A 19,795-nucleotide genomic window follows, 5' to 3' on the forward strand; every position below is an offset into this window, starting at 1 on the left:
ATCCGCCGCGTCATCCACCGCGCGACAGGAGCGCCGGGGCGTCAGAGCACGGGCGACTCGTCGAGCAGTCGCAGGTACCCCGGCGCCGCGACGAAGCGGTGCGCGGAGCCGTTGCCCAGCACGGTGCCCTCGCGGGGGAGCGTGCCGCCGGAGACGTGATCGATCACGGCGCGGATCACCCCGCCGTGCGTGACCACGAGCACCGACTCCGCCTGCGGGGCCGAACGCCGTCGCGCCTCCCTGGCGATGCGGTGCAGGGCCGCGATCGCCCTCACCCCGACGTCGGGCAGCGACTCGGCGCCGGGAACTTCCGCGTGCCAGTCGCCGTACGTCGAGATGTAGTCGGGGACCAGGAGTCCCTCGCCCTCGCCGAACTCCCGCTCGCGCAGGTCGGGGACGACACCGGCGATGTCGAGCCCGAGACGCTGCGCGATGATCTCCGCGGTCTCCCTGGCGCGGGAGAGCGGGCTCGTGTACACGGCGTGGTGCGCGGTCCCGGCGAGCTTCTCGGCGGCCCAGCGTGCGTCCTCGCGCCCGGTGTCGTTGAGGGGGATGTCGGTGGAGCCCTGGATGCGCCTCGCGAGGTTCCAGTCGGTCTGTCCGTGGCGGATGAGGGTGAGGTGGGTCACTGCAGCAGCTCCTGGAGGGCGGGAAGGACGTCGCTGGTGCCTGCGGCGAGCGTGGCGTCCGCCCAGGCGTCGGCGCGTGTCGGTTCGCGGTTGACGATGATGAGCGGGATCCCCCGGCGTCGGGCGCGGTCAACGAGCCGCACGCCGGAGTTGACGACCAGGGAGGAGCCAGCGACGATCAGGGCCGTGCTGGAGCGCAGCAGGGATTCGGCCGCGCGGAATCGGTCCTGGGGCACGTACTCGCCGAAGAACACCACGTCGGGCTTGAGCATCCCGCCGCACACCGTGCACGCGGGGATCACGAAGCCGTCCGTGCTCTCGGGCAGCACATCGCCGTCCGGTGCGAGGGCCACGTTCTCGGGCACGGTGATCCAGGGGTTGAGCTCCTCGATCTGCACGGCGATGTCGCGTCGGTCGAACACCTGTCCGCAGTGCAGGCACAGGACGCGGCGCATGGTGCCGTGGACCTCGATCACGTGCGAGCTGCCGGCCCGCAGGTGCAGGCCATCGACGTTCTGGGTGATGACACCGGACACGGTCCCGGCGGTTTCCATCGCGGCGACGGCCAGGTGTCCCGGGTTGGGGGCGGCCTGTGCGAACGCGCGCCAGCCGAGGTGCCCGCCCACCCAGTACCGTCGTCGGGCGGCCTCGTCACCGAGGTACGTCTGGATCGTCATGGGGTCGCTGCGCGTGCGCGCGCCTTCGCCGCGATAGGCGGGGATGCCCGAGTCGGTCGAGATCCCGGCTCCGGTGAGGAAGGCGATGCGCCGGCCGCGGAGCAGGTCGGCGACCCTGCCGAGGGTGGCCGATGACTCGGCGGTGTTCGACGCGCTCACAGGACCTCCCCGTGCGAGTCTACGGCGCGGCGACGGGGCCGGTCTCGCGCTGGCAGAGTGGAGGGATGCACCTGACGTCCGTGACCGACCTCGACGACCCGCGGCTCGACGACTACCGCGGGTTGACGGATACGGCGCTGCGGGCCGTCACCGAGCCGGCCGAGGGGCTCTACATCGCGGAGACGACGACGGTGATCGAGCGCGCGGTGGCGGCCGGTCACCGCCCGCGCTCCGTGCTCGTCGCCGAACGTCGGGTCGAGGAGATGGCGCGTGTGCTCGGAGAGCTGCCGGTCCCGGTGCTGGTCGTTTCCGACGAACTGGCCGAACGCGTCACGGGCTACGCCGTGCACCGCGGAGCCCTCGCGTCGATGCAGCGCCCCGCCCTCGCCCCGGTCGCCGACGTGATCCGCGGGGCCCGGCTCGTTCTGATGCTGGAGGGGCTCGGTGACCACGCGAACGTGGGCGCCGCGTTCCGTGCGGCCGCCGGGCTGGGGGCCGACGCGGTGCTGGTCTCGGCGCGCTGTGCCGATCCGCTGTACCGCCGGAGCGTGCGGGTGAGCATGGGAACGGTGTTCCAGGTGCCGTGGACCCGCATGGCCGACCTGGGTGAGGGGATGCGCGACCTCACCGCGCAGGGGTTCGACGTCGCCGCTCTCGCCCTCGACGACGGCGCGGTACCGCTGGATGTCTACGCTGCGGAGCGCCCGGAGCGGGTCGCCCTGCTGATGGGCTCGGAGGGGGACGGTCTGTCGCGGGAGGCCCTGGCTGCGGCGGACACCGTGGTGACGATCCCCATGTCGGGCGGCGTCGACTCGCTCAACGTCGCTTCCGCCGCTGCCGTCGCGCTGTGGGTGCTGCAGAACTGACCGATCAGTCGCGGCCGGGGAGGATCACCGGTCCGGGCTCCGGTCGCTTGGCGGCGATGTTGTCGCCCGAGGACTGATGCCGCAGCCGCCGCAGCACCCACGGCACGAGGTGCTCCCGCGCCCAGCCCAGGTCTTCGGCCCTGGCCGCCCGCCACGTACGGAGGGGGAGCGGCTCGGGCTGCATGGCCTCCAGATCGTTCGGGACGTTGAGGGCGCGCAGCACCATGCGGGCCACCTCGTGATGCCCGAGCGCGTTGTAGTGCAGCCGGTCGTCGTCGAAGAATCGCGCGTCCTGCACGACCTTGAGCGCCCACTGGTCGGCGACGATGCAGTCGTGCCGCTCCGCGATCGCGCGCACGTTCTCGTTGTAGATCGCGACCTTGCCGCGGAAGGGTCGGAACACCGGGGTGAACCCGGTGTCGATCCCGGTGAACAGGATGACGGCGGCGCCCGTGGACGACAGGCGCGACACGGCGTCCTCGAGCTGGGCGGCGATCGCGTCCGGGTCGGTGCCGGGGCGGATGACGTCGTTGCCGCCCGCGCAGATCGAGATGAGGTCGGGCCGCAGCGCCACGGCGGGCTCGACCTGGTCGGCGACGATCTGCGCGATGAGCTTGCCGCGCACGGCGAGGTTGGCGTACGCGAAGTCGTCGACCTGCTGTGCGAGGACCTCGGCGACGCGATCGGCCCAGCCGCGGTGGGCGCCGGGGTTCACGGGGTCGGGGTCGCCGATGCCCTCGGTGAAGGAGTCGCCGATGGCGACGAACCGTCGCCACGGATGCGGAGTCTCGTTCGGGACGTAGGGGCTCCTGGTCGATTCCTGGTCGCTCATCCGGCTCTCCTTCGCGGGGGCTTGCGGGCGGCGGTCGGCCGCTGCGCAGTGACCGAGCCTACCCGTCGGGGTTCCGCGGGGGCGGACGCGCGCGGCGATCGCGGCGGATGCCGTGGTGTCCCCGGCAGCGATTATCGTGGAGTCGATGCTCTCTCCCTCCTTCCCTCAGCGCGCCCCGTGGGGAACGGCGAGCAAGCTGCGCGCGTGGCAGCAGGAGGCCCTCGACGCCTACTTCCAGGCCGACCAGCGCGACTTCCTCGTCGCTGCGACCCCGGGCGCCGGCAAGACCACGTTCGCGCTGACACTCGCGGTGGAGCTCATGCGGATGGGCGAGGTCGACCGGGTGATCGTGGTGGCCCCGACGGAGCACCTGAAGACGCAGTGGGCCGATGCGGCGGCTCGGGTGCACATCCGGCTCGACCCGCGGTTCCGCAACAGCCACTGGGCCCCCGCCCGGCACTATCACGGCGTCGTCGTCACGTACGCGCAGGTCGCTGCGAAGTCGTCGATCCATCGCCACCTCACGGAAGACGCGAAGACCCTGGTCATCCTCGACGAGGTGCACCACGGCGGCGACGCGCTGAGCTGGGGCGATGCGATCCGCGACGCGTACGGCCCTGCCAAGCGGCGGCTGCTCCTCTCGGGCACCCCGTTCCGCAGCGACACCGCGCCGATCCCGTTCGTGGAGTACCTGCCCGACGAGACGGGCGCCCGCGTGTCCAGCACCGACTACGCGTACGGCTACGGGCGTGCTCTCGCCGACGGTGTCGTCCGTCCTGTCCTGTTCCACATGTACGCGGGCAAGATGCGCTGGCGCACGAGCGCGGGCGACGAGCTGGAGACCCATCTCGGTCAGGACAACACGAAAGACGTCACGTCGCAGGCATGGCGCACGGCCCTCGACCCCGAGGGCGACTGGATGCCGGCCGTGCTCTCCGCCGCCGACCGTCGCCTCACCGAGATCCGCCATCATGTGCCGGACGCGGGCGGGCTGGTGCTGGCGACCGATCAGACCGTGGCCAGGGCGTACGCGAAGATCCTCCACAGCATCACCCGCGAGCAGCCCACGATCGTGCTGTCCGACGATGCCACGGCGTCGGAGCGCATCGAGAAGTTCTCCGCCGGCACTCAGCGCTGGATGGTCGCCGTGCGCATGGTGTCCGAGGGGGTGGACGTGCCGCGGCTCGCGGTGGGCGTGTACGCCACCTCGTCGTCGACCCCGCTGTTCTTCGCGCAGGCGATCGGCCGGTTCGTGCGGGCCCGACGCCGGGGCGAGGCGGCCAGCGTGTTCCTGCCCCACGTGCCCGTGCTGATGAAGCTCGCGAACGAGATGGAGAAGCAGCGCGATCACGCGCTCGACCGCGGCTCGAAAGACGAGGACGGTCTCGACGACTCGCTCCTGGAGAGTGCGAACCGCGAGGAGGAGACCTCCGACGCACTCACCCAGGAGTTCAGCTACCAGGCCATCTCGTCCGTCGCGCACTTCGATCGCGTCGTGTTCGAGGGCAAGGAGTTCGGTCAGCTCGCGGAGCCGAACACGCCGGAGGAGGAGGAGTTCATCGGCTTCCCCGGTCTGCTCGAGCCCGAGCATGTCCACGAGCTCCTGATGCAGCGCCAGGCGCGACAGTCCCGGCACCGGGAGGTGCGCGAGGCCGCGGAGCCGGCGACGGCCACCACGACGCTTCCCGCGCCGCTCCACCGCACCCTCCGCGAGCAGAGGCAGCTGCTGAACAGCCTGGTCGGGTTGTACGCGCGCCAGTCGGGACAACCGCACGGCGCCGTGCACGCCGAGCTCCGGCGCATCTGCGGGGGGCCGGCGGTCGCGCAGGCCACGGTCACTCAGCTGCAGTCGCGCATCGAGGTCCTCCGCAAGCGCGTCCGCTCCTGACCGGGATCACCACCGCGTCTGCTTCGGATCCCCGAAATGCTGGCAATCGGTGCCAGGACGCGGTTGCGCGCTCCGCTCGCGGATAGCGTGGAACGGTTGCCCGCGCATCGGGCACGCTGATTCCTGGAGGACCCATGACTGCCCCTGCCGCCGCGGATTCGACGGCCTCTGACCGCCGCCGATGGGCCCGCTACCTCGTGGAGGAGCGCGCCGAGGGAGCCGTGTACAGCCGCCTCGCCGCCCGTCGGACGGGGGAGGAGCGCGCGATCCTGCTGGGACTGGCCGAAGCCGAACGCCGGCACGAGAAGCACTGGCTCGATCTGCTCGGCGGTGAACCGCGGCGGCTTCCGAGGGCGGGCCTGCGCTCGCGTCTTCTCGGCTGGATGGCGGGACGGTTCGGGTCGATCTTCGTCCTCGCGCTGGCGCAGAGTGCCGAGGCTCGGTCGCCGTACGATGCCGAGCGCTGGGCGACCCCTGCGATGCGCGCTGACGAGAAGGTCCACCACGAGGTCGTGCGCGGCCTGGCGGCGCGCGGACGGCGACGGCTCTCCGGCTCCTTCCGTGCGGCGGTGTTCGGCGCCAACGACGGTCTCGTGAGCAATCTCGCCCTCGTGCTCGGCATCGGGGCGACCGGGGTGAGCTCGGGCTTCGTCCTGTTCAGCGGGATCGCCGGCCTACTGGCCGGGGCGCTGTCGATGGGTGCGGGCGAGTTCGTGTCGGTGCGGTCGCAGCGCGAGCTGCTCGCGGCGACGGAGGCCAATGAGGACGCCGCGGCCGCCGCCGCCGACCTCGACATCGACGAGAACGAACTGGCCCTCGTGTACCGCGCCCGCGGGATGGATCAGACGGAGTCGCTCGCCCGGGCTCGTCGGATCGTGTCGGCCGCCCAGGAGGGCGTGCGTCGGGCGGCCACGGGTCCGGTCGCGGTCCAGGGGGCCGACGACCACGAGATCGTCGGCAGCGACTGGACGGCGGCCATCTCGAGCTTCCTGCTGTTCGCGTCCGGAGCGATCGTGCCCGTCCTCCCGTGGATCTTCGGGCTCGAGGGGCCCACGGCGATCATCGTCGCCCTCGTCCTGGTTGGCATCGCGCTGCTGAGCACGGGAGCCATGGTCGGGGTGCTGTCGGGCGGGCCGCCCCTGCGCCGCGCCCTGCGTCAGCTCGCGATCGGCTTCGGAGCCGCGGCGATCACCTATGCGCTGGGCCTGCTGTTCGGCGTGGGTGCCGTCTGACGGCGAGGCGGTACGACGAAGGCCCCGGATCCGTGGGGATCCGGGGCCTTCGTGTCTGTGCGCGGAGGGGGACTTGAACCCCCACGCCCTATCGGGCACTAGCACCTCAAGCTAGCGCGTCTACCATTCCGCCACCCGCGCAGGTGTGGGATGTGTCGTTGCCGACCGAAGAATGACATTAGCACGTTCTGAAGGGGCGATCGAACTGGGCGCGACGCCCGGGCGTGGCACGCTGTTTCGATAGCCTGGGACGCATGACCGATCCCTCGCTGCCCGAGGTCGCGCGCGTCGCGAGCGACCTCATCCGCTTCGACACATCCAACTACGGAGGCGGAAACGCGAAGGGGGAGCGGGAGGCCGCGGAGTACGTCGGCGCCTATCTGGAGGCGCTCGGGCTGCCGGTCGAGTACTACGAGCCGGTGCCGCGACGCACGAACGTCATGGCGAGGGTGCGGGGACGCGATGCGAGCAAGCCCGCCCTCGTGGTCCACGGTCACCTCGACGTCGTACCGGCGGTCGCCGAGGACTGGAGCGTCGATCCGTTCGCCGGGATCGTGCGCGACGGCATGCTGTGGGGACGAGGCGCGGTCGACATGAAGAACATGGACGCGATGATCCTCACGTCGGTCGCCGACATCCTCCGCGCGGGGGAGCAGCCGGAGCGCGATCTCGTACTCGCGTTCTTCGCCGACGAGGAGAACGGTGGTGTCGAGGGGTCGGCGCTCGTGGTCAAGGATCGCCCGGAGTGGTTCGCCGGGGCGACCGACGCGATCAGCGAGGTGGGCGGATACTCCATCTCGGTCGACGATCGCCGGGCCTATCTCCTGCAGGTGGGCGAGAAGGCGCTGATCTGGATCCGGCTGGTCGCCACCGGTCGCGCGGGCCACGGCAGTCGTCTGCATGAGGAGAACGCGGTGACCAGGCTCGCCGAGGCCGTCGCCGCGATCGGCCGCACGCGCTGGCCCATCCGACTGACGCCCACCACGACGGCGCTCCTGGAGGGCCTCAGCGCGCTCAGCGGGCGCAGCGTCGACGACCCGGACGCGCTGGCGGCGGCCGCGGGCCCGGCGGAGGCGTTCCTGCGCTCCACGTTCCGCACCACCACCAATCCGACCGTGCTCACCGCGGGATACAAGCACAACGTGATCCCCGAGCGTGCGGAGGCGCTGATCGACGTGCGCGTGATCCCCGGCACCGAGGACGACGTGCTCGCCGAGCTCCAGCAGATCGTGGGCGACGACATCCGCATCGAGACGGTGGTGCGCGACATCGGCATGGAGACGGCGTTCTCCGGCGACCTGGTCGACGCGATGGTCGCGGCTCTCGGACGCCACGATCCGGGCGTTCCGGTCATCCCGTACCTGCTCGGCGCCGGGACCGACAACAAAGCGCTGGCGGCTCTCGGCATCACCGGGTACGGCTTCGCACCGCTGCGACTGCCCGCCGACCTGGATTTCACGGGCATGTTCCATGGAGTCGACGAGCGGGTGCCCGTAGACTCTCTTGTCTTCGGTCAGCGGGTGCTGACCGATCTGCTGCGCACGTACTGAGTGACGCTCGCGCCCTCCGTGCCCTCCCGAGATCTGAAGGCCCTGCCATGCATCTGTTCGAAGCGCTCATCCTGGGGATCGTCCAGGGACTGACCGAGTTCCTCCCGATCTCATCGAGTGCGCATCTGCGCATCCTCGGGACCTTCCTGCCGTCGGGGGAGGACCCGGGTGCGGCGTTCACCGCCATCACGCAGATCGGCACCGAGGCCGCCGTCGTCGTGTTCTTCTGGCGCGACATCGTCCGCATCGTGTCCCAGTGGTTCCGCTCGCTCAGCGGCGCGGTGCCGCGCAACGACCCGGATGCGCGCATGGGGTGGCTGATCATCATCGGCAGCGTTCCGATCGTCGTGCTCGGTCTGCTGTTCCAGGACCAGATCGAGACGGTGTTCCGTTCGCTGTGGCTCGTGGCGATCATGCTCATCCTGTTCGGCATCCTGCTCGGAATCGCCGACTACGTGGGCGCCAAGCGGCGCAAGCTCGGAGATCTGACGTATCCGCACGGCATCGCGTTCGGTTTCGCGCAGGCTCTCGCGCTGATCCCCGGCGTCTCGCGGTCGGGCGGCACGATCACGATGGGGCTGTTCCTGGGCTACGAGCGGGCGGCTGCTGCGCGCTATGCCTTCCTGCTCGCGATCCCCGCCGTCTTCGGCAGCGGCTTCTACCAGGTGTTCAAGAGCTGGGGCGAGCCGTCGTTCTTCTCCTTCGGCGACACGCTCGCGGCCACCGGTGTCGCCTTCGTGGTGGCGCTCGGAGTGATCGCGTTCTTCATGAGCTGGATCTCGAAGCGCAGCTTCCTGCCGTTCGTGATCTACCGCATCCTGCTCGGCACCGTGCTGCTCGTGCTGCTGGGCATGGGCGTCATCCCCGCCTGAGCGCGGCGCGTCCCCGTCAGCGCTTGCGGTCGCCCGGACCGTCGTCGCGGCGGCGCAGGTAGCGTTCGAACGCCTGGGCGATCGCGTCGCCGGAGGCATCGGGCGAGTCCCAGGTGTCGCGCGTGCGCTCCAGCTGACGGATGTACTCGGCCATCTCCTCGTCCTCGGATGCCGCAGCGTCGATCGACGCCTCCCATGCGGCTGCCTCGGTGCGCAGGTGCCGGCGGTCGACGTCGACACCGGTGAGCTCCTCGAGTCGGTCGAGGAGGGCGAGCGTCACCTTCGGCGAGGGGGCGGCAGAGGCGACGTAGTGGGGCACGCTGGCCCAGAGGCTGACCGAGGGGATCCCGGCGTTCTCCGCGAAGTGCTCGAACACCGTGAGGATGCCGACGGGACCTTCGTACACCGATCGCTCGAGGCCGTGCGCCTCACGCACCTGGTCGTTCTGGCTCGAGGCGAAGATCGAGATGGGTCGGGTGTGCGGCACGTCCGACAGCATCGCGCCGAGGGTCACGAAACCGGTGACGTCGTCGCGCAGCGCGACGTCGATGAACTCCGAGGCGAACGCCTGCCAGGTGCGGGCGGGCTCGGCGCCGGTGAGCAGCCAGAACTCCGGGCCGGGCCCGGGGTTCCGCGGACGCCAGAGCCCGGCCTCCGGCCAGGTGAGCTGACGGCGCCCCTCCGCATCCATGCGAGTGGCGGGACGCGTGTACTGGTAGTCGAAGTACAGCTCGGGGTCGACGGAATGCACGAGGTCGTAGTCGCCGGACGACTGCAGCGCCGCGATCGCGCCGCTGGCCGCTTCGCCCGCATCGTTCCAGCCGTCGAACGCGGCGATGACGATGCGGGGACCGAGGACATCCACCATGTGCTCCCATCGGGTTCGCGGTTCCGGTCACCCCAGGCTAGCCCGCGACGGCGGGATGTGGGCCGCGCCCGGCTAGCATGGGTTCAGTGAGCAGCAAGCCCCGCGCGGTCCTCTGGGACATGGATGGAACACTCGTCGACACCGAGCCCTACTGGATGGCGGCCGAGACCGCGCTGGTCGAGTCGTTCGGAGGGACCTGGACGCACGAAGACGCCCTGCGGCTCGTCGGCAGCGGGCTCCTCGACAGCGCGATCATCCTGCAGGACGCGGGCGTCGACATGGAGCCGGAGGCGATCGTCTCGCACCTCACCGACGCCGTGCAGCAGGCGTTGCGCACGCAGGGGGTGCCGTTCCGCCCCGGGGCTCGCGAACTGCTGCGCGACCTGCGCGCCGCCGACATCCGCACGGGCCTGGTCACGATGTCGCTGCGCCGGATGGCCCTGGATGTGGTGGACCTGATCGACTTCGAGGCCTTCGACGTCGTCGTCGCCGGCGACGACGTGGACAATCCCAAGCCCCACCCTGAGCCGTACCTGCAGGCCGCTGCCCTGCTGGATGTCGACATCGCGGAGGTCGTGGTGATCGAGGACTCCCCGACGGGGCTGCGAGCGGGTCTCGCGTCGGGGGCGCTCACGCTGGGAGTGCCGCACATCGTGCCGCTCGACGGCCTCGGCGCCCACCAACTCTGGCCCACACTGCACCTCCGCGGTGCCGCGGACATCGCCGAGCTGTTCGGCGCGCACACGACCACGGAGGCGACCCGATGACGGCGACCCAGCGACCGAGCGGTCCGTTCCGCGAGGGCGACCGCGTTCAGCTCACCGGCCCGAAGGGGCGCCTGCACACGGTCACGCTGCGCGAGGACGGCGAGCTGCATACGCACCACGGCGTGCTGCGGCACCGCGACCTGATCGGGCTTCCTGACGGCTCCGTCGTGGCGAACAGCTCCGGGCACGAGTATCTGGCCCTGCGCCCCCTGCTGCGCGACTTCGCGATGTCGATGCCGCGCGGTGCGGCGATCGTCTACCCGAAGGATGCAGCGCAGATCGTGATGCAGGCGGACGTCTTCCCCGGGGCGACGGTGGTCGAGGCGGGCGTCGGCTCCGGCGCGCTGTCCCTGTCGCTGTTGCGCGCGATCGGACCCGCCGGGACCCTGATCTCGTTCGAGCGGCGCGAGGAGTTCGCCGACGTGGCCCGCAGCAATGTGGAGACGTTCTTCGGCGAGACCCCCGACACCTGGCGAGTGGTGGTGGGCGATCTCGTCGAGGCCCTGCCCGCCGAGGTCGAGGCCGGTTCCGTCGACCGGGTCGTCCTCGACATGCTCGCCCCGTGGGAGTGCATCGATGCGGTGGCCGACGCGCTCACACCGGGCGGCGTGGTGCTCTGCTACATCGCGACCGCGACCCAGCTCTCGAGGGTTGCGGAGTACATCCGCGGAACCGGTCTGTTCACCGATCCCGATGCGTCGGAGACGATGGTGCGCGGTTGGCACGTCGAGGGGCTCGCGGTGCGACCGGATCACCGGATGGTGGCGCACACCGGCTTCCTCCTCACGGCCCGCCGGCTCGCGCCCGGCGCGGTCGCGCCGTCGGTCAAGCGGCGCGCGTCGAAGAGCAGCTACAGCGACGCCGACGTCGAGCTGTGGACGCCGGGGGCCGTCGGCGACCGCGAGATCACGGACAAGAACCTCCGCAAGCGGGCTCGCGAGGCGGGAAAGGCAGCCGAAGGCGCGCGCCAGGCCGCCGCGTCGCGCGAATCCGGGCAGTCGACGGAATAGACTGGAGCGCGTGCGTAAAACGTCCGCCGTTCTGGCCACCCTCAGTCTCGCCGCCCTCGCTCTGACCGGGTGCAGCGTGACCGCGTCTTCCGCCGACGCCTCGTGCGATCGCACGGGCCACGCGAACGGCATCGGCGACGCCGTGACTGTCGACGGAGAGGTCGGCTCCACGCCCGACGTCGACATCTTCAGTCCCCTCCGCCTGACCGAGACGTCGTTCACCGACGCGGTGACCGGAGACGGCCGTCGCATCGTCGACGACGCGCAGCCGATCATCGTGCAGCTCTCGATCTACAGCGGCGAGACGGGTGAGAAGGTGTTCGCCACGTCCTACGACAGCGACAGCACGCGCGCGTCCAGCATCGAGTCGTGGGCCTCGCAGGCGCCCGGCCTTGCCGACGTCCTCGAGTGCGCGACCGCCGGAAGCCGCGTCGTGGCCGGGCTCACGCCCGACGACTTCGGTGCCGCGAATCTCAAGGGCTTCGGCATGGCGGAGGACGACGTCGCCGTCTTCGTGGTCGACGTCGTTGATGCGTTCCACCCGCGCGCCGAGGGCTCGCTGCAGTTCAACGACGCGCAGGGCATGCCGACCGTGGTCCGTGCTCCCGACGGCACTCCCGGCGTGATCATCCCGGACAGCGCCGCACCGAAGAAGCAGGTCGTGCAGACGCTCATCCTCGGTGACGGAGAGAAGGTCACGAAGGACGACTCTCCGCTCGTTCACTTTACGGCCGTGGGCTGGGACGACAAGAAGGTCATCCAGAGCTCCTGGGGCCAGCAGGCCGTCGACCAGATGGCGCAGATCGCACCCCCCGTGGCTGAGGCCCTCGTGGGGCACACGGTCGGCTCGCAGGTGCTCGTCGTGCTCCCGAAGACCGAGAACTCCGTCGCGATGGCCGTCGTGGTGGACATCCTCGGCATCGCCCCCTCAGCCGCTCCGTGATGGCCGCCCGGATCCCTGCCGAAGAGCGCCTGACGAACCTCGTCGTGGCGCTGATGGCGACGGAGATCGGGCTGACGAAGCAGCAGATCCTCGACAACGTCTCGGGGTATCGGCAGCGGGCGGACGCGGGTACGCGCTCCGATGCCCTGGAGAAGATGTTCGAGCGCGACAAGGACGAGCTCCGGTCGCTCGGCGTGCCGATCGAGACGATCGGCGATGCTGCCGACCCGAACGATCTCCGGGAGGCGCGGTACCGCATCCCCCAAGCGGAGTACGACCTGCCGAGCGACATCGAGTTCACCGCGGCGGAGCTCGCGGTGCTGCGCCTGGCGGGAAGCGTGTGGAGTGCGGAGTCGGTCTCGGGCGACGCCCAGTCGGGCGTGCGCAAGATCCGCGCTCTCGGTATCGACGGCGATGAGCCGATCATCGGCTTCGCTCCGCGCATCACCGCACGGGACGCGGCCTTCTCTCCGCTGCAGGACGCGATCGAGCGCAGCCGTGTGGTGTCGTTCGACTATCTGAAGCCCGGGGAGGATGCGCCGCGTCGTCGCCGCGTCCGGCCGTTGGCACTGGTGGACTATGAGGCGCGCTGGCACGTCTACGGGGTCGATGTGGATGTGGAGGAGGACCGCACCTTCCTGCTGAGCCGCATCGTGGGCGACGTGGCGGTGAGCGCGACGTCGTTCGACCCCGCCCTGCGCGAGGGAGCGGGGGAGCGCGCGCTGAGCGGACTCGAGCAGGTCGCGGCGGCGAACTCCGCGCTTCTGGAGGTGACTCCGGGCACCGAGGCCGCGCTGAGGCTCGGACGACGCGCGACCGCCGCCGCGCAGGGCATCCGCGTGCCATTCGTGGACCTGCACATCCTCGCCGACGAGCTGGCCTCGTACGGTCCCGAGGTACGGGTGGTCGAGCCTGCCCCGCTGCGTGACGCCGTGGTCGCCCGGTTGTCCGCTGTCGTGGATGCGCACACCGACACGGGGGCACGCGCATGAGCCCGCAGCAGAAGCCGCTCCTTGCCGCTGATCGCGTACGTCTGTACCTGACACTCGTTCCCTACCTGCTCGAGCACGGGCAGGTATCTCTCGCGGAGGCCGCGGAGGAGTTCGGCGTCACGCCGCGCGAGATGCGCGCGATGGTCGAGAAGCTCACCGTGATCGGATTGCCGGGCGAGGCCGGATTCTGGCAGCAGCCTCAGGAGATGTTCGACATCAACTGGGACCTGCTCGAGCTGGAGGACGTCATCGAGATCACGAACGACGTCGCGCTGCGCCGGGTTCCGCGGTTCACCGCCCGGGAGGCCGCCGCGCTCCTGGCCGGGCTGCAGATGGTGGCGGCCGTTCCGGCGGTCTCCGACTCGGGTCTCGTCGCCGGTCTGATCTCGAAGCTCTCCCGCGGTGCGGCCGATGCCCCCGCCGATGTCGTCGTGGCGCCAAGCGCCGTCGACGAGGTCCGCTCCGTGGTGTCGCGCGGGCTGCAGCAGGGCGTCGCCGTCTCGTTCACCTACCAGGCGCCTGACTCGACTCCGACCACGCGCACCGTCGATCCCGTCCAGATCCTGATCACGAACGGGCAGTGGTACCTGCAGGGATGGTGCCACATGCGCGAGGCGATGCGTACCTTCCACCTGGATCGGGTGAGCGAGCCGACGCTGACCGACATCCCCAGTACCCACGGCGGTGACCAGGTTCCCGAGGCGTTCGCCGGTCTGGAGGACGAAGGCGAGGTCACGGTGCGCGTGCCGGAGCGGCTCGCCCCGCTGCTCAGCGGGTTCCTGCCGGCGGAAGCGATGGAGCCCGCGAACGGCGTCGTGACGGCCCGTCTGCATCTGGCGGACCCGCGCGGCATCAAGCGCCTCGCGGCCAGGTTCGGCGGAGCGATGGAAGTCCGGGAGCCGGGAGTCGCTCGGTCGGCGACGCGTGAGTGGGCGGAGGCGGGACTCGCGCTGTACCACCAGCCCGATACGCAGGATTGATCTGTAGACTGGGGACGAAAGCCCCCCGACGACGGGAATGTCGATATGTTCGCTGGAATGCAAGGCTGGCACCTGCTGATCGTGCTCGCCGTCATCCTCCTTCTCTTCGGCGCTGCCAAGCTGCCGGCGCTCGCGAAGAGCATGGGGCAGTCCGCCCGCGTGTTCAAGGGTGAGATGAAGGCGATGAAGGAAGAAGATGCGACGCGCGCCGAGTCCGCCGTCGCTGAGCCCACCTCGGTGAAGGACACGGGCGCCGAACCTGAGACTCCGCCTCGCGCCTGACCGGCCGTGGCAGCCATCGAACCGACCGTGAAGGCGAAGGCCGACCGGGATCGGCGGATGTCGCTCGGCGCGCATCTCGTCGAGCTGCGGAAGCGTCTCATGTACGCTGCCCTCGCGCTGGTGGTCGGCATGGTGATCGCGTTCATCGTCGCGGACCCGGTCATCCACTTCATCACGGAGCCCATCCGGATCATCACCGAGAAACGCGGCGACGATTTCAGCGCGCTGAACTTCGGCACGGTGACCGCGGCCTTCGACATGCGCATGCGCATCGCCTTCTCGATCGGGCTGTTCCTGTCCGCGCCCATCTGGCTGTGGCAGGTCTGGGCGTTCATCATGCCGGGGCTCACGCGCAAGGAGATCAAGTACACGGTCGGCTTCGTGCTCGCCGCGGTTCCGCTCTTCTTCGCCGGCTGCTACCTCGGCGTCATGATCATGCCGCACGTGATCGAACTCATGTGGAGCTTCACCCCCGAGGGCGGGACGAACTTCTACTACGCGCAGGAGTACTACGACTTCGTCTTCAAGCTGATGATCGTGATCGGGGTGTCGTTCGTGCTCCCGGTGTTCCTGGTCGCGCTGAACCTGGCCGGCGTCATGTCGGGTCGCGCCATCCTCAAGGGTTGGCGAGTCGCGGTCCTCATCGCGACGATCTTCGCCGCCCTCGCGACTCCCGCCGCCGACGTCGTGAGCATGCTGATGCTCGCCGGGATCCTCATCGTGCTGTTCTTCGCCGCCGCGGGACTCTCTCTGCTCTTCGATCGGCGCAAACGGAAGAGGGATGCGGCCGCCGGCATCGTCCCTGACGCCGTATGAGTTCTCCGTCCGACCGTTACGCGCAGGCGCAGGACGCGGCGAGCCATCCGCAGACCGTCGCCTTCGCCGCGCGCCAGCGATTCCAGCTCGATCCGTTCCAGGTGGCCGGGTGTCACGCCCTGGAGAACGGGCGCAGCGTGCTGGTCGCGGCGCCGACCGGAGCGGGCAAGACGATCGTCGGTGAGTTCGCGATCCACCTCGCGATGCAGAGCCCGACGGACAAGGCGTTCTACACGACGCCGATGAAGGCCCTGTCGAACCAGAAGTTCCGCGAGCTCGTCGACGTCTACGGCCCCGACGAGGTCGGGTTGCTCACCGGCGACACGAACATCAACGGCAACGCCCGCATCGTCGTGATGACGACCGAGGTGCTGCGGAACATGATCTACGCGGACTCCGCCGCGCTCCGCGACCTGCGCTACGTCGTGATGGATGAGGTGCACTACCTGGCCGATCGGTTCCGCGGAGCCGTGTGGGAGGAAGTGATCATCCACCTGCCCCCGCGCGTGCGTCTGGTCTCCCTCAGCGCGACGGTGTCGAATGCGGAGGAGTTCGGCGACTGGCTCGACACGGTGCGGGGCGACACGGAGGTGATCGTGTCCGAGGTGCGGCCGGTGCCCCTGGAGCAGCACGTGCTCGTGCGCGACGACCTGCTTCCGCTGTTCGACGACAGGGCGGGTCTCGCGACGGCCCAGGTCAACCAGGAGCTCATGCGGATCCGCTCCTTCACGGGCTCGACGTACGAGGCGAATCGGCAGGCGCAGTCGTATCGCAGCAACCGTCACGCTGGACGGCAGGCGCAGCGCCCGCCTCGCGGCGGACGACGCCCGGTGCGCTCGGCCAACGCGCGTCGCATCGAGCGGATGGATCGCCCGGATGTGGTCGAGCTCCTGGAGCGGTCGAGTCTCCTGCCCGCCATCTTCTTCATCTTCAGCCGTGTCGGCTGCGATGCCGCCGTGCAGCAGGTCCGGCGCGCGGGCATCCGCCTCACCTCGAACGAGGAGCGGGCCGAGATCCGCGCCATCGTCGAGGAGCGCACGCGCACCCTGCAGGACGAGGATCTCGGTGTGCTCGGCTACTGGGAGTGGCTCGACAACCTCGAGCGCGGCGTGGCCGCCCATCACGCCGGTCTGCTTCCGGCGTTCAAGGAGGTCGTCGAGGAACTTTTCCAGCGCAAGCTCGTGAAGGTCGTGTTCGCGACCGAGACGCTCGCTCTCGGCATCAACATGCCGGCCCGGACCGTCGTGCTGGAGAAGATGGAGAAGTTCAACGGCGAGGCGCGTGTCGCGATCACGTCCGGCGAGTACACGCAGCTCACCGGGCGGGCGGGTCGCCGGGGGATCGACGTGGAGGGCCACGCGGTCGTGCAGTGGACCGAGGGCATGGATCCGCAGGCCGTGGCCGCCCTCGCCTCCCGACGCACGTATCCGTTGAACTCCAGCTTCCGGCCGACCTACAACATGGCCGTCAACCTGATCGACATGTTCGGGAAGGGCAGGGCGCGGCAGATCCTGGAGTCGTCGTTCGCGCAGTTCCAGGCCGATCGCGCCGTCGTCGGCCTGGCGCGCCAGGTGCGTGAGGCGGAGGAGTCTCTTGCCGGTTATCGCTCCGCCATGGCCTGCGAGCACGGCGACTTCCCCGAGTACGCCGCGATCCGCCGTGAGCTCAGCGACCTGGAGAAGAAGAACCGGCAGGACGCGAACGCGCCGCGCGCCGCACGGGACAAGCGGATGAAGCGCATCCAGTCGTTGCGCACGCAGATGCAGCGACATCCCTGCCACCGCTGTCCGGATCGCGAGGCGCACGCGCGGTGGGCCGAACGCTACTGGAAGCTCAAGAGGCAGACCGATCGCACGCGCCGCCAGATCGAGAACCGCACCGGGACCGTCGCGCGGGTGTTCGATCGCGTGGTGGAGGTGCTGGAGACACTCGACTACCTCCGCCGAGACGACGACGAGACCCTGCTGACGGAGGCCGGCCGCACCATGCGGCGGATCTACGGGGAGCGTGACCTCCTGGTCGCCGAGTCGCTGCGTCAGGACCTCTGGAAGAGCCTGGACGCTCCGTCTCTCGCCGCCATGGCCTGCTGCCTCGTGTACGAGCCGCGGCGGGACGAGTCGAACACGGGGGAGCGAGGTCTGCCCCGGGGGCCGTTCCGCGCCGCGTACGACCGGACGACAGCCCTCTGGGCCGAGCTGGACGACCTCGAGCGGGATCACCAGCTGCCCGGCAGCGAGCCCCTGGCCGCCGGCCTTGCGGGGGCGATGCACACCTGGGCGCGTGGGGGTGCGCTCGACCGCGTCCTGATCGACGCCGACATGGCCGCCGGAGACTTCGTGCGCTGGGCGAAGCAGACGATCGACCTGCTGGACCAGCTCTCGATCGTCGCCGAAGACCCCGCTCTCGCGCGCACCGCTCGGCTCGCCCTCGACGGCGTGCGGCGGGGCATCGTCGCCTACTCGTCGATGTGAGGGTGAGCGCCGTGACCGATCCGTCCGTCCCCGTCCGCCCGCGTGCCCTCCTGCCGCTGTGGGGCGCGGTGCTCGCTGCTGTCGGGGCGGCGGTGCTCATGGATCTCGCGTTCCCCGAGGCCGCGGTCTGGATCCTCGCGTTCCCGGCCACCGGGCTCCTGCTGCTGGCGTTGATCGGGCGACGGGCGGGCGGCGCCCTGCTCGTCGGCCTCGTGTACGGCGTCGTCTTCTTCGGTCTGCTGGTGTCCTGGACCTCCCGCTACCTCGGGCCTTTGCCGTGGGCGGCGCTCAGCGTCGTCGAGGGTGCGCTGACCGCGGTCGCGCTCGTCCCCATCGCCCTGGCCTACCGCTGGCTTCCGCGGGCATTCCCTGGCCCGGCTGGCCGCCTGTTCGTCCTGCCGACGGTGGTCGCCGCACTGTGGGTCGGGCGGGAGCTCTTCCTGGGCTGGTGGCCCTACGGCGGATTCCCGTGGGCGCGCCTGGGCATGAGTCAGGCCGAGAGTCCGCTCGCTCCGGTCACCTCGTGGCTGGGGGTCAGCGGGCTGAGCTTCCTGATGGTGCTGCTGACGGCCATGGTGATCGAGCTGGTCCGGACCGGGTCCTGGCGGCGTCCGCTGCGGCTGGTCGTTCCCGCAGCAGTCGTGGTGGTGCTGGTGATCACCCCGCTGTTCCCGACGGCAGCCACGGGGACGATGCGCATCGGAGCCGTGCAGGGGAACGGACCGACGGGCTACTTCGACTCGCGCGAACCGTTCTCCGTGATCCAGGCCCAGACCGAGGCGACTGCGCCCCTCTACGGCGAGGATCTCGATCTGCTCGTGTGGCCGGAGGGATCCCTCGACGCCGATCCCGCCGAGAGCTCGGCTCTCGCCCACCGGATGACCCTGGTCGCCAATCGGGTGGATGCCCCGTTGCTCGCCAACGCGGCGACCGCGCGAGGCGACCGCTTCTACAACACGTCGATGCTGTGGACCCAGAGCGGTGAGGCGTCGCAGTCGCACGACAAGCGCCACCCCGTGCCGTTCGGTGAGTACGTTCCCGACCGCGCGTTCTTCAATGCGCTGGTCCCTGATCTGATCGGGCTCATCCAGCGCGAGTACACGCCGGGCACGAACGCTCCCATCGTCGAGGTCGACGGTGTGAAGGTGGGTCTCGCGATCTGCTTCGACGTGATCTACGACGACGTGATCCTCGAGGGCATCGGCGACGGCGCGCAGGTGCTGGTGTTCCAGACCAACAACGCGGACTTCCGCGGTACCGACGAGAACCTCCAGCAGCTCGCGTTCGCGCGCATGCGGGCGATCGAGACGGGCCGGAGTGTGGTGAACATCTCCACGGTCGGCACGAGTCAGGTGATCCGCCACGATGGCCGGACCATCACCAGCCTGGACGCGGATGAGGCCGGAGCGATGCTCGAGGATGTCGAGCTGCGCTCCGGCCTCACGGCGGGTGTCGTCCTGGGCCCCTGGGTGCAGCAGGTGCTGCTGTGGGGTGGGGTGGGCGCGCTCGTGGTCGGGTGGTGGCGCGCCCGTCGGCGTTAGGCGCCGATCTTCTCCCTGGTGGGATCTTCTCCCGCGCCGCGGCGAGCACGGATGAAGGCGAGCCGCTCTTCGAGGAGCTCCTCGAGCTCGGCGCGGGTGCGGCGCTCCATCAGCATGTCCCAGTGCGTGCGGGCGGACTTCTCGTCGCTCGCCTCGATGGTGACGGACTGACCGTCGACCTGCAGTCGGGCCTCAGCACCGCAGGCGCGGCACTCCCAGGTCTGCGGGGGTTCGGCGTCGGCCGCGAACATCAGGGTGGTGTCGTGTCCGCACGTGTCACAGGTGTAGGTGGTCTCACGGCGCTCCATGAAAACGACGCCCTCTTCGCTCTGTAGGCTCTGGGCGCCGAGTCGGATGCCGCGCAGGCTGCGATCTGCCATTGTGTGGTCCTCTCGTCGCTGTCAGGTATAACGCTCGAGC

At 70.1% G+C, this 19,795-nt stretch carries 19 protein-coding genes and 1 tRNA gene; 14 read left to right on the plus strand and 6 right to left on the minus strand.

The window, feature by feature from the left end:
- Nucleotides 1-41: 41 nt before the first annotated feature.
- Together KZC56_RS13605 and KZC56_RS13610 are read right to left on the minus strand one after the other, a co-directional pair.
- Complete coding sequence (locus KZC56_RS13605) at nucleotides 42-629, minus strand: histidine phosphatase family protein (RefSeq protein WP_136032331.1); 588 nt, start codon at nucleotides 627-629, stop codon at nucleotides 42-44.
- Nucleotides 626-1,465 (minus strand): Sir2 family NAD-dependent protein deacetylase, encoded by an 840-nt coding sequence (locus KZC56_RS13610; protein ID WP_136032333.1) that lies wholly within the window; start codon nucleotides 1,463-1,465, stop codon nucleotides 626-628. The genes KZC56_RS13605 and KZC56_RS13610 overlap by 4 nt, the downstream gene beginning before the upstream one ends.
- A gap of 65 nt (nucleotides 1,466-1,530) precedes the next feature.
- On the opposite strand from KZC56_RS13610, the gene KZC56_RS13615 reads away from it, so the two are divergent.
- A complete protein-coding gene (locus tag KZC56_RS13615; RefSeq protein ID WP_247638772.1) occupies nucleotides 1,531-2,331 on the plus strand; it encodes a TrmH family RNA methyltransferase in 801 nt (266 codons plus the stop codon).
- A gap of 4 nt (nucleotides 2,332-2,335) precedes the next feature.
- On the opposite strand, the gene KZC56_RS13620 is transcribed toward KZC56_RS13615, so the two are convergent.
- Nucleotides 2,336-3,163 carry an SGNH/GDSL hydrolase family protein gene (locus KZC56_RS13620; RefSeq protein WP_136032337.1) on the minus strand — a complete coding sequence of 276 codons (828 nt, stop codon included), beginning with the start codon at nucleotides 3,161-3,163 and terminating at the stop codon, nucleotides 2,336-2,338.
- A 145-nt stretch (nucleotides 3,164-3,308) separates the two neighbouring features.
- Between KZC56_RS13620 and KZC56_RS13625 the strand changes: the two genes are divergently transcribed.
- Both KZC56_RS13625 and KZC56_RS13630 read left to right on the plus strand, forming a co-directional pair.
- Nucleotides 3,309-5,051 carry a DEAD/DEAH box helicase gene (locus KZC56_RS13625; RefSeq protein ID WP_136032340.1) on the plus strand — a complete coding sequence of 581 codons (1,743 nt, stop codon included), beginning with the start codon at nucleotides 3,309-3,311 and terminating at the stop codon, nucleotides 5,049-5,051.
- 134 nt (nucleotides 5,052-5,185) lie between these two features.
- Complete coding sequence (locus KZC56_RS13630; RefSeq protein ID WP_136032342.1) at nucleotides 5,186-6,283, plus strand: VIT1/CCC1 transporter family protein; 1,098 nt, start codon at nucleotides 5,186-5,188, stop codon at nucleotides 6,281-6,283.
- Nucleotides 6,284-6,341: 58 nt separating this feature from the next.
- Here the strand turns inward: KZC56_RS13630 and KZC56_RS13635 are convergent.
- Nucleotides 6,342-6,424 (minus strand) — tRNA-Leu (locus KZC56_RS13635).
- A 113-nt stretch (nucleotides 6,425-6,537) separates the two neighbouring features.
- On the opposite strand from KZC56_RS13635, the gene KZC56_RS13640 reads away from it, so the two are divergent.
- Together KZC56_RS13640 and KZC56_RS13645 are read left to right on the plus strand one after the other, a co-directional pair.
- A complete protein-coding gene (locus KZC56_RS13640; protein WP_247638773.1) occupies nucleotides 6,538-7,833 on the plus strand; it encodes a M20/M25/M40 family metallo-hydrolase in 1,296 nt (431 codons plus the stop codon).
- Nucleotides 7,834-7,880: 47 nt separating this feature from the next.
- Complete coding sequence (locus KZC56_RS13645; RefSeq protein WP_247638774.1) at nucleotides 7,881-8,705, plus strand: undecaprenyl-diphosphate phosphatase; 825 nt, start codon at nucleotides 7,881-7,883, stop codon at nucleotides 8,703-8,705.
- A gap of 16 nt (nucleotides 8,706-8,721) precedes the next feature.
- Here the strand turns inward: KZC56_RS13645 and KZC56_RS13650 are convergent, their stop codons facing one another.
- On the minus strand, nucleotides 8,722-9,570 hold the full coding sequence (locus KZC56_RS13650; RefSeq protein ID WP_136032441.1) for a PAC2 family protein: 849 nt from the start codon (nucleotides 9,568-9,570) through the stop codon (nucleotides 8,722-8,724).
- Nucleotides 9,571-9,659: 89 nt separating this feature from the next.
- Here KZC56_RS13650 and KZC56_RS13655 point away from each other — a divergent pair, with 89 nt between their 5' ends.
- The 9 genes from KZC56_RS13655 (at nucleotide 9,660) to lnt (ending at nucleotide 19,375) form a co-directional block, all read left to right on the plus strand.
- A complete protein-coding gene (locus KZC56_RS13655) occupies nucleotides 9,660-10,340 on the plus strand; it encodes an HAD family hydrolase (RefSeq protein ID WP_206251255.1) in 681 nt (226 codons plus the stop codon).
- Nucleotides 10,337-11,350 carry a tRNA (adenine-N1)-methyltransferase gene (locus KZC56_RS13660; protein WP_136032350.1) on the plus strand — a complete coding sequence of 338 codons (1,014 nt, stop codon included), beginning with the start codon at nucleotides 10,337-10,339 and terminating at the stop codon, nucleotides 11,348-11,350. Before KZC56_RS13655 ends, KZC56_RS13660 begins: the two co-directional genes overlap by 4 nt.
- Before the next feature lie 10 nt (nucleotides 11,351-11,360).
- On the plus strand, nucleotides 11,361-12,293 hold the full coding sequence (locus KZC56_RS13665; RefSeq protein ID WP_247638775.1) for an FKBP-type peptidyl-prolyl cis-trans isomerase: 933 nt from the start codon (nucleotides 11,361-11,363) through the stop codon (nucleotides 12,291-12,293).
- Nucleotides 12,293-13,285, plus strand: a complete 993-nt coding sequence (locus KZC56_RS13670) for a helix-turn-helix transcriptional regulator (protein WP_136037354.1) — start codon at nucleotides 12,293-12,295, stop codon at nucleotides 13,283-13,285. The genes KZC56_RS13665 and KZC56_RS13670 overlap by 1 nt, the downstream gene beginning before the upstream one ends.
- Nucleotides 13,282-14,265: a helix-turn-helix transcriptional regulator gene (locus tag KZC56_RS13675; protein ID WP_136032356.1), complete on the plus strand. Its 984-nt coding sequence runs from the start codon at nucleotides 13,282-13,284 to the stop codon at nucleotides 14,263-14,265. Before KZC56_RS13670 ends, KZC56_RS13675 begins: the two co-directional genes overlap by 4 nt.
- A gap of 45 nt (nucleotides 14,266-14,310) precedes the next feature.
- Nucleotides 14,311-14,547: a Sec-independent protein translocase subunit TatA gene (tatA, locus tag KZC56_RS13680; protein ID WP_136032358.1), complete on the plus strand. Its 237-nt coding sequence runs from the start codon at nucleotides 14,311-14,313 to the stop codon at nucleotides 14,545-14,547.
- A gap of 57 nt (nucleotides 14,548-14,604) precedes the next feature.
- A complete protein-coding gene (tatC, locus tag KZC56_RS13685; protein ID WP_136032443.1) occupies nucleotides 14,605-15,363 on the plus strand; it encodes a twin-arginine translocase subunit TatC in 759 nt (252 codons plus the stop codon).
- The gene (locus KZC56_RS13690; protein WP_247638776.1) at nucleotides 15,360-17,834 is read left to right on the plus strand and encodes a DEAD/DEAH box helicase; all 2,475 of its coding nucleotides are present in this window, start codon (nucleotides 15,360-15,362) and stop codon (nucleotides 17,832-17,834) included. The genes tatC and KZC56_RS13690 overlap by 4 nt, the downstream gene beginning before the upstream one ends.
- A gap of 98 nt (nucleotides 17,835-17,932) precedes the next feature.
- A complete protein-coding gene (gene lnt, locus KZC56_RS13695; RefSeq protein ID WP_372490607.1) occupies nucleotides 17,933-19,375 on the plus strand; it encodes an apolipoprotein N-acyltransferase in 1,443 nt (480 codons plus the stop codon).
- Here lnt and KZC56_RS13700 read toward each other — a convergent pair.
- Entirely contained in the window at nucleotides 19,372-19,755 is a 384-nt protein-coding gene (locus KZC56_RS13700; protein ID WP_136032364.1) for an RNA polymerase-binding protein RbpA, read from the minus strand. The genes lnt and KZC56_RS13700 overlap by 4 nt on opposite strands.
- Between the last annotated feature and the right edge of the window lie 40 nt (nucleotides 19,756-19,795).

Source organism: Microbacterium sufflavum, from assembly GCF_023091155.1.
Classification (GTDB): Bacteria; Actinomycetota; Actinomycetes; order Actinomycetales; family Microbacteriaceae; genus Microbacterium; species Microbacterium sufflavum.

Coding starts and splice junctions, on each gene's coding strand:
- KZC56_RS13615 (WP_247638772.1), top strand. CDS start 1,531: ATGCACCTGACGTCCGTGACCGACCTCGACGACCCGCGGCTCGACGAC.
- KZC56_RS13620 (WP_136032337.1), bottom strand. CDS start 3,163: ATGAGCGACCAGGAATCGACCAGGAGCCCCTACGTCCCGAACGAGACT.
- KZC56_RS13625 (WP_136032340.1), top strand. CDS start 3,309: ATGCTCTCTCCCTCCTTCCCTCAGCGCGCCCCGTGGGGAACGGCGAGC.
- KZC56_RS13630 (WP_136032342.1), top strand. CDS start 5,186: ATGACTGCCCCTGCCGCCGCGGATTCGACGGCCTCTGACCGCCGCCGA.
- KZC56_RS13640 (WP_247638773.1), top strand. CDS start 6,538: ATGACCGATCCCTCGCTGCCCGAGGTCGCGCGCGTCGCGAGCGACCTC.
- KZC56_RS13645 (WP_247638774.1), top strand. CDS start 7,881: ATGCATCTGTTCGAAGCGCTCATCCTGGGGATCGTCCAGGGACTGACC.
- KZC56_RS13660 (WP_136032350.1), top strand. CDS start 10,337: ATGACGGCGACCCAGCGACCGAGCGGTCCGTTCCGCGAGGGCGACCGC.
- KZC56_RS13670 (WP_136037354.1), top strand. CDS start 12,293: ATGGCCGCCCGGATCCCTGCCGAAGAGCGCCTGACGAACCTCGTCGTG.
- KZC56_RS13675 (WP_136032356.1), top strand. CDS start 13,282: ATGAGCCCGCAGCAGAAGCCGCTCCTTGCCGCTGATCGCGTACGTCTG.
- tatA (WP_136032358.1), top strand. CDS start 14,311: ATGTTCGCTGGAATGCAAGGCTGGCACCTGCTGATCGTGCTCGCCGTC.
- tatC (WP_136032443.1), top strand. CDS start 14,605: ATGTCGCTCGGCGCGCATCTCGTCGAGCTGCGGAAGCGTCTCATGTAC.
- KZC56_RS13690 (WP_247638776.1), top strand. CDS start 15,360: ATGAGTTCTCCGTCCGACCGTTACGCGCAGGCGCAGGACGCGGCGAGC.
- lnt (WP_372490607.1), top strand. CDS start 17,933: ATGGATCTCGCGTTCCCCGAGGCCGCGGTCTGGATCCTCGCGTTCCCG.
- KZC56_RS13700 (WP_136032364.1), bottom strand. CDS start 19,755: ATGGCAGATCGCAGCCTGCGCGGCATCCGACTCGGCGCCCAGAGCCTA.